Raw genomic sequence first — 8,355 nt, 5'->3', positions numbered from 1 at the left:
GTTCAAGGCAATGGGCTTCACGGCCGGACCGCAGTAGCCACCGTTGGTTCCCTTGCCGTCCACAATTGGGTAAGGCGCAAACAAATCCAGATCAACCCCCACGATACTTTGAATGGTATTGATCAGCGAAATGGCGTCGGCACCGCCCAACCGCGCGGCCCGTGCGGGTTCGGTGATATCGGAGATATTGGGCGTGAGCTTCACGATGACCGGAATCTGCGCTACCTCCATCACCCATTCCACGATGGTGCGCAACACTTCCGGCTCCTGGCCTACTGCCGAGCCCATGCCCCGCTCGCACATGCCGTGCGGGCAGCCAAAGTTCAGCTCGATACCATCGGCGCCGGCATTGGTTACGTCCCGCACAATCTGGTGCCACTCCGCCCGGCTCTGCACCATCAGCGAAGCAATGACGGCGTGGTGCGGAAAGTGCTTTTTCACTTCCTCTATTTCGCGCAGATTGTCGGCCAGGGGGCGGTCGGAAATTAACTCAATGTTGTTGAAACCTACGAGGCGTTTGTCGCGGTAGTTTACGCCGCCGTAGCGGCTCGATACGTTCACGACGGGCACGCCCAGCGTTTTCCAGACCGCGCCCCCCCAGCCGGCATCGAAGGCTTTCATCACCTGGTAGCCTGAGTTAGTTGGCGGCGCGGAAGCCAGCCAGAAAGGATTGGGCGACTTAATTCCGGCGAAATTTATAGAGAGGTCCGGCATAACAGAGTCAGGTCAAAGAACGCCAAGGCTGCGTTCGAGCGGGAGCTGGATTATTTACAGGTCTTGAAGTGCCAGCGAGAGGCACGGGGCTTTTTACCGAGCGGTTAGGTAGGCGTGAATACCTCGCGCAGCTATTTTAGCTTCGGCAGCGGCATTTACCACTTCCGCACCGCCATTGAGGGCGTCGCCCGAAGCAAAATACTGGGGATTAGTTGTTTGGTGCGTTTGTGCGTCGGCTACAATCCGTCCTTTGTTATCGAGTTGCAGGCCGGGAATGAGGCTCAAGAAAGAGGTCTGCTTGCCTTGGCCGGTGGCTTTAATCACCATGTCGCAGGGCTCCACGAACTCGCTGCCGGGCACGGCCTGCACCTGCCCCTGCACGGTTGTGGTGCAAATAAACCGGACGCCCATAACCCACTCGTTGCCCACAATTTCGAGCGGAGCTACGTTAAACAAGCCTTTGACGCCCACACTTTTCGCTAAATCGTACTCGAAGTCGTAGGCCCCCATATCGTCCTTGCCGCGTCGGTACGCCAGAATTACATCCTCGGCGCCCAGGCGGGCCGCTTCGGAGGCCGCATCCATGGCCGTATTGCCTCCGCCCAGCACAATCACCTTGCGGCCCACCAATACCTGGTGGTGCTCGCGCCGGAGTTGCTCGATAAACTCTACCGCCCCCACACAATTCTTCCGCTCTTCCCCCGGCAACAACAACGCATTGGTTTCACCTAAGCCAATGCCCAAAAAGATGGCGTCATAAGCTTGTTCCAGCGCCAGCAGATCGGGCCGGGAGGTGATGGGCGAATTGTACTGCACCCGGTAGCTGAACTGCGCTTGCAGGTAGTCCATCTCCGCCAGCACCTCTTCGTTGGTGATTTTGTAGGGCGCAACGCCGTGCACAGTAAGGCCGGAGGGCTGAGATTTGGCCTCAAACACATCTACCTCGTAGCCCAGGGCCCGCAACTCACAGGCGCAGGAAATGCCGGCCGGCCCCGCGCCAATAACGGCCACTTTGCGGCCATTCGGCTGGCCAGGCGCAAACAAATACTTGTTGCTTTCGATAACCTGCCGCGTTGCGAAGCTTTGCAGCCGGCCAATTTCTATTGGCTTCACATCCTGCAAGTTGTACACGCACGCTCCCTCGCAGAGCACCTCCGTGGGGCACACCTTGCCGCACGCATTGCCGAAGTAGTTGGCCTCGTAAATCGTAAGGGCTGCGCCTGTCACGTTGCCCGTATTGATCTGCCGAATAAACTGCGGAATGTCAATACCGGAGGGGCAAGCCTTGATGCAAGGCGCGTCGAAGCAAAACAGGCAGCGCGAGCTTTCGTACAGGGCCTCCGTATTGTTCATCCGGGGCTTGAGCTGCGCGAAATTGGCATGAAACTCCTGTTCGGAAGTAGGAGGAGAATATTCGGCCATGGCACCGGCAATAAGTTAAGGAAGGAGTATTAGGCTGTTTTCTTCCGCGCCGCGGGGGAGAGAAGAAACAAATCGAATGGGGCGCCAGGCCGCTTACAACTCGACCAATTTCTCGTAAGTTTCGGGGCGCCGGTCGCGAAAAAATTGCCAGGTGGCGCGCACTTCATCGATCATATCGAGGTCGAACTCGGCGACCAGCAGTTCGTCTTTATCTTCGGAAGCCTGCGCAAAAATCTGTCCTCGAGGATCAACGAAGTAGGACGAGCCGTAGAACCGACCCAGGTTCCAGGGCTTCTCTTCCCCGACGCGGTTGATGCAGCCCATAAAGTAGCCATTGGCGGCGGCGTGGGCCGGCTGCTCCAGCTTCCAAAGGTACTGCGAGAGGCCCGCCACCGTTGCCGAAGGATTATACACGATTTCGGCCCCGTTCAACCCCAGCACCCGGGCCCCATCGGGGAAGTGCCGGTCGTAGCAGATGTAGACGCCGATTTTGGCATATTTGGTTTGAAACACGGGGTAACCCAGGTTGCCGGGCTTGAAGAAGTACTTTTCCCAGAAGCCGGACGTGTGAGGAATATGGTTTTTACGGTATTTGCCCAGATAAGTGCCATCAGCATCAATCACGGCGGCCGTGTTGTACAGGAAGCCCGCCGACTCCTTCTCGTACACCGGCACGATGATAACCATATTGTACTTCTTGGCATACTCGGCCATGCGCTCGGTGGTGGGACCCGGCACTGCTTCCGCCGACGCATACCAGGCGTTGTCCTGGCCCGGACAGAAGTAAGGCGTGTTGAATATCTCCTGCAAACACAGGATCTGCACGCCCTGCCGACCGGCTTCTTCGATGAAGGGCAAGTGCTTTTGCACCATGGCTTCCTTGATTTCGGCTATCGTCCCTTCGCCCTCGGTCATGGGCAGACTCATCTGGATAAGACCGGATTTAATTATTCGTGGCATGAGCTGAGGGTTCAGTTTAAGAGTTGAAAGAGCGTTAAGAACGTGTTGTTAGCGGCAAAACGGCGTTGCAAGACCTTAATCCACCGCGGCCAAAGTGACTGGGGCTATAGTTGTTAGAAGACGGTGGGGCCTCGTTTAATGAATTGGCCGTAGCCCTTGCCTACTTGGGTTTCTCCTTCCCGGACGGCCACCTGGCCCCGCAGCACTACGGTTTCTATTTTGCCCGTTAGCTCCCAGCCTTCGTAGGCCGAGTAATCGACGTTCATGTGGTGGGTGGCGGCCGAGATGGAGTGCTTGCGCTCGGGGTCAAGAATGATCAGGTCGGCATCGGCGCCGATGCTGATGGTGCCTTTGCGGGGAAACATGCCGAAAATTTTGGCAGCATTAGTAGCCGTCACGGCCACAAAGCGCGGCAAACTGATGCGGCCCTTGTGTACGCCTTCCGAAAACAGCAATTCCATGCGGTGCTCAATAGCCGGGTGGCCGTTCGGGATTTTCGAGAAGTCGTGCTGGCCTAGCTGCTTCTGTTCCCACAAAAATGGGCAATGGTCGGTGCCTACCACCTGTACCAACCCCTGATTGATACCAGCCCACAGCGTTTCCTGGTCCTTTTTCTGGCGCAGCGGCGGCGACATCACATACTTGGCTCCCTCGAAATTCTGCTCGTAGAGCGAGGCATCGAGCAGCAGGTACTGAATGCAAGTTTCCACGAAAACCCGCTGGTTGCGCCGGGTGGCCTCCCGCACCTGGTTGAGCGCGCCTTCGCAGGTTAAATGCACGATGTAGGCGTTAACGCCCGTGTAATTGGCAATGTCGGTGAAGCGGCCGGAAGCTTCCGCTTCGGTTACTTCCGGCTGGGAGAGATAGTGATACAGGGGCGACAGTTTGCCCTGAGTTCGGTGCTGGGCCACCAGCGTGTCAATCATATCGCCGTTGGTAGCGTGCACGGTCACCAGGGCGCCGTGCTTTTTCACTTCCTGCATGAGACCAACTAACTGAGCATCGTCGATCATCAGCGCGCCTTTATAGGCCATAAACGCCTTGAAAGAAGTGATGCCCTCGGCCACCATGTCCGTTATTTCGGCACGGGTTTGCTCGTTGAAATCCGTCACGGCCATGTGGAAAGAATAGTCGCCGACGGCATTGCCGGTCGCGCGCCCTTGCCACTCAGTTAAGGCTTCGCGCAGCGAATGCCCCTGCTTTTGGAGCACGAAATCGATGACCGTGGTGGTGCCGCCGTGGAGGGCAGCGCGGGTACCCGTTTCGTGGGTGTCGCTGCTGAAAGTGCCCATGAAGGGCATATCCAAGTGCACGTGCGGATCGATGCCCCCGGGTAGCACCAATTTACCTTCCGCATCGATAACCTGATCCGCGGTAGCCGGCAGATTTCGACCGATAGCGACGATGATTTCGCCTTCAATCAGCACATCACACACACTATCGGAATCAGCCGTTACGACGCGGCCATTTTTAACGAGCAAGGACGCCATTCAGAGAAGGAATGTGGAAGGAATAGGGATTAAAAATTTAGCATTTTTTCTCTACAAATTCAAATGCTGCTAACCCTCATATTTATATTCAGTGGAATTCCACCCAAAACATAGCCTGGTCTCCGGCTACTGCCGCAGCTTATAAGCACCCTGAAAACAGGTTTGAAGCGAGTAAAAGCGTCCCGGATCAGCGATTAGCTGTGTGTGTGCTGATCGGCAATGCTGATTGCTTGGGAAATAATGGTTAATCCTTCCTCTACTTCCTCTTTGGTAATATTCAGCGGGGGAGCAATGAAAATGTAGTTCCAGCGCACGAAGGTGTACATGCCCAACTCGCGAATCTTGGCCGCCACCTGGTTCATGACTTCCATTTGGTGGGGAGCGGCATTCCAGGGCGCCATGGGTTCCCGGGTTTCGCGGTTTTTCACCAACTCGATGCAGCCCAGCAGCCCTGTATTGCGGAAGTCGCCGATGGAGGGGTGTTGGGTGGCCATTTCTGCCACCCGGGCTTCGATGTACTGGCCCATCTCGGCGGCATTCTCGATCATATTTTCTTCTTCGTAGATATCGAGCACTGCCAGCGCGGCGGCGCACGAAACGGGGTGGGCCGAGTACGTTAATCCCAAAGGCAGCGGCTTATCATCGAAGGAAGAAGCAATTTGCTCGTCCACCATCACGGCCCCCAGCGGCAGGTAGCCGGCCGTGATGCCTTTGGCCATAGCCATCATGTCCACTTTCACGCCGTGGTGGTCGGAGCCGAACCACTTGCCGGTGCGGCCGAACCCGCTCATTACTTCATCGGCAATCAGCAGAATGCCGTACTTGTCGCAGATACTGCGCACCCGCTGCCAGTACGTGGGGGGATATTTTATGCAGCCCGACGTACCCGATTCGCCTTCCATCAGAATGGCCGCTACATTGCCCGGCCCTTCGTATTGAATAACTCGCTCCATGTGGGCCGCCGCCCGTTCGGCGCACTCTTCCGGCGTGGCGCTGTACCAAGGGCACCGGTAGAAATACGGGTTTTCTACGTGCACCACGCCGGGCATGGCTTGGCTGTCCACGGCTAGCTTGCGCGGATCACCGCCGGCACTGATGGCACCGTAGGAAGCCCCGTGAAATGAAAGGTACAAGGTCACAATTTTGTGACGCCCGGTGTACACCCGGGCCAGCTTGATGGCATTTTCAATGGACTCGGCGCCCCCCAACGTGAAGAAGGCCTTGGTAAGGTTGGCGGGCGTTATCTCGGCCAGCCGCCGCCCCAAGTCGCCGCGGGCTTTGGTAATCATGCCGGGGTACACGTAGCTCAGTTCCTGCATTTGCGCCGCTACCGCCTCGGTCACTTTCTGGTTGCCGTGGCCGATATTGACGTTCATCAACTGGGAAGAGAAGTCGATATAGCGCTTGCCATCCCGGTCGTACACGTACACGCCCTCGGCCCGCTCGGCATTGATGGGATTGAGCCCCGCCTGCTTCGACCAGGAGAAAAGCGTATAGTCAAGGTTGTCTTGCAGGATTTGCTGCTTGTCGTGGGTGAGCGTTTCCATGGCAAAAGGAGTTAATACAGAAGAACGGGGTAAGACAGGAGGCGTTTCTAGCTCATCCAGTTGGTGCGCGACTCGGGGTTCCACTTGGTGGTTACCTTCTTGAGTTGGGTCCAAAACTCGATGGAGCTTTTACCGGTGATGTCGCAGGCCCCGAACTTCGACTCGTTCCAGCCGCCGAACGAAAACGGCTCCCGCGGTACGGGCACCCCAATGTTGACGCCAATCATTCCGGCCGAGGCATTTTCCATTACGTAGCGCGCCAGCCCGCCGCTTTGCGTGAACACCGAGGCCGCGTTGCCGTAGTTGGAGGCGTTTTCAATGGCGAGAGCCTCGTCCAGATCGTGCGCCCGAATGATGGCCAGCACGGGCCCGAACACTTCTTCGCGCGCAATGGCCATGTCCGTCGTCACATAATCGATTATCGTTGGGCCCACGTAGTAGCCATCTTCTTGCCCGGCGACCACCGCATTGCGGCCATCGAGTAGAATATGCGCGCCTGCCTGCTCGGCTTCGGTGATGTAGCGCTCAATGCGCTCCTTGGCCTGCCGACTAATCACGGACCCCAGGTTCTTCCCCGGCACTATCTTGCGGGCTTCTTCCACCAGCCGAGCGATAATCGGCTCCACGGCGCCCACGGCCACCATGGCCGAGCCCGCCATGCAGCGCTGCCCCGCGCACCCCGACATGGAAGCTGCCACATTGGAAGCCGTCATGTCCACGTGGGCATCCGGTAACACGAGCAGGTGGTTTTTGGCCCCGCCCAACGCCACGCAGCGCTTCAAGTTGGCCGTAGCGCGTTGGTACACCACCTTCGCAATCTTGGTCGAGCCCACAAACGATACGGCTTTAATACCGGGATGGTCGCAGATGGCCTCCACGATTTCTTTGTCGCCGTGCACGATGTTGAGCACGCCATCGGGCAGTCCGGCTTCCTTCAGCAATTCGGCGATGCGACCGGCGCTGATCGGCACCTGCTCGGAAGGCTTCAAGATTAAGCAGTTGCCCAGAGCAATAGCATTCGGAATGGTCCAGTGCGGGACCATATTGGGGAAATTGAAGGGCGCGATGGATGCTACTACCCCCAGGGGCTTGCGGTCCACGCGGCACTCCACACCGGCGCTTACCTCTAGCATTTCGCCGGCTACTAGCTGGGGCAAAGAGCAGGCGAATTCGGTTAGTTCAATGGCCTTCTCTACTTCCGCCCGCGCCTCCTCGGTTGTCTTGCCGTTCTCCTCGCGAACCAAGGCGGTCAGGTCAACCAAGTTCTTCTCCAACAAGGCTTTGTAGCGGTAAAATATTTGCACCCGCTCCTTTATGGGTATGGCCGACCAGGCCGGAAAAGCGGCTTGCGCGGCCTCTACTGCTTGGTTGAGTGCTTCCCGTCCGCTTAGGGGCACGGTCGAAATCACCGATCCGCTGATGGGGCTGAACACTTCCAGGCTGCGCGAACTGGCATCCGCTACAAATTGCCCGGCGATGTAGTTGCGCACCGCAGGGTACTTCAGAACTTCGACTTCCATGAGACCGAGGATTTAATCTCTTGCAAGTAAAGAGTTTGCCGCACAAATCCAACTTGTACTGCCCACGACCCAAGGCACTGACCCTAATCAAAAAGCACCCGCTCTGAGTTGGCGCATCCGTACACAATGGGCAGCGCTTGCTGTTATCACTTGCCCTCGTTAGGGAAGGTGAAAGAGGAAGCCACTTGTCGCTTCAAGCCGGCGGCTACCGCCTGCCACGGCTGGTTCGGGAATGTGCTGGTGCAGCAGCTTAAGGGCGGCTACCGTCGCCGGCAAGGACAAGCCGTCACCAACATTGTCTGCACGCTGTCGGCCGCCAACTTGAAGTTGCCGCAGCAACCGCCTCAAGCATTTCTTTCCTCCCACTTTCTTGCTCTTGCTGCCGACTTCAAGGAACGCCCTTTTACGTGGGGCCTGCTCGCGCATATTACCACCTTCCTTTTGGAACTAGGCAATAACTGAATGTCTAGCGGCGCCCGGTAAAAGTGATTGATAGTCGGTGAGTTCCTTTGTTCAGCGCGTTTACGAATTGCTGAACGACGGCCGGAGTAGCGTGGCTGTAGCAGCCCTAGTATAGTGAAAGCAAGATGCTAGAGCCCGCCCAAGTTGTTTTCCACTACTCCCCCGTGTAGAGCCGTATTAGTGAAAGGTTGGGTAGATTTTGTCGCTTTTCCACTAGTAATTACCCAAATTGGGCACTAT

At 57.0% G+C, this 8,355-nt stretch carries 7 protein-coding genes; 1 reads left to right on the top strand and 6 read right to left on the bottom strand.

What is annotated here, in order from left to right:
• The 6 genes from preA to ACFE7X_RS24530 form a co-directional block, all read right to left on the bottom strand.
• The coding region (preA, locus tag ACFE7X_RS24555; RefSeq protein ID WP_375438318.1) for an NAD-dependent dihydropyrimidine dehydrogenase subunit PreA at positions 1 to 714 on the bottom strand (714 nt) is incomplete at its 3' end.
• 93 nt (positions 715 to 807) lie between these two features.
• Positions 808 to 2,136: an FAD-dependent oxidoreductase gene (locus ACFE7X_RS24550; RefSeq protein WP_375438317.1), complete on the bottom strand. Its 1,329-nt coding sequence runs from the start codon at positions 2,134 to 2,136 to the stop codon at positions 808 to 810.
• A 93-nt stretch (positions 2,137 to 2,229) separates the two neighbouring features.
• Complete coding sequence (locus tag ACFE7X_RS24545) at positions 2,230 to 3,096, bottom strand: nitrilase-related carbon-nitrogen hydrolase (protein WP_375438316.1); 867 nt, start codon at positions 3,094 to 3,096, stop codon at positions 2,230 to 2,232.
• 113 nt (positions 3,097 to 3,209) lie between these two features.
• On the bottom strand, positions 3,210 to 4,586 hold the full coding sequence (gene hydA / locus ACFE7X_RS24540) for a dihydropyrimidinase (protein WP_375438315.1): 1,377 nt from the start codon (positions 4,584 to 4,586) through the stop codon (positions 3,210 to 3,212).
• 194 nt (positions 4,587 to 4,780) lie between these two features.
• Positions 4,781 to 6,133, bottom strand: coding sequence for an aminotransferase class III-fold pyridoxal phosphate-dependent enzyme (locus tag ACFE7X_RS24535; RefSeq protein WP_375438314.1), 1,353 nt, complete (start codon positions 6,131 to 6,133; stop codon positions 4,781 to 4,783).
• Positions 6,134 to 6,180: 47 nt separating this feature from the next.
• The gene (locus tag ACFE7X_RS24530) at positions 6,181 to 7,653 is read right to left on the bottom strand and encodes a CoA-acylating methylmalonate-semialdehyde dehydrogenase (RefSeq protein WP_375438313.1); all 1,473 of its coding nucleotides are present in this window, start codon (positions 7,651 to 7,653) and stop codon (positions 6,181 to 6,183) included.
• Positions 7,654 to 7,803: 150 nt separating this feature from the next.
• On the opposite strand from ACFE7X_RS24530, the gene ACFE7X_RS24525 reads away from it, so the two are divergent.
• Positions 7,804 to 8,115, top strand: a complete 312-nt coding sequence (locus ACFE7X_RS24525; RefSeq protein ID WP_375438312.1) for a hypothetical protein — start codon at positions 7,804 to 7,806, stop codon at positions 8,113 to 8,115.
• Positions 8,116 to 8,355: the final 240 nt, after the last annotated feature.

This window comes from uncultured Hymenobacter sp. (assembly GCF_964242765.1).
Classification (GTDB): Bacteria; Bacteroidota; Bacteroidia; order Cytophagales; family Hymenobacteraceae; genus Hymenobacter.
This window is presented reverse-complemented; position numbering and strand designations above follow the sequence as displayed.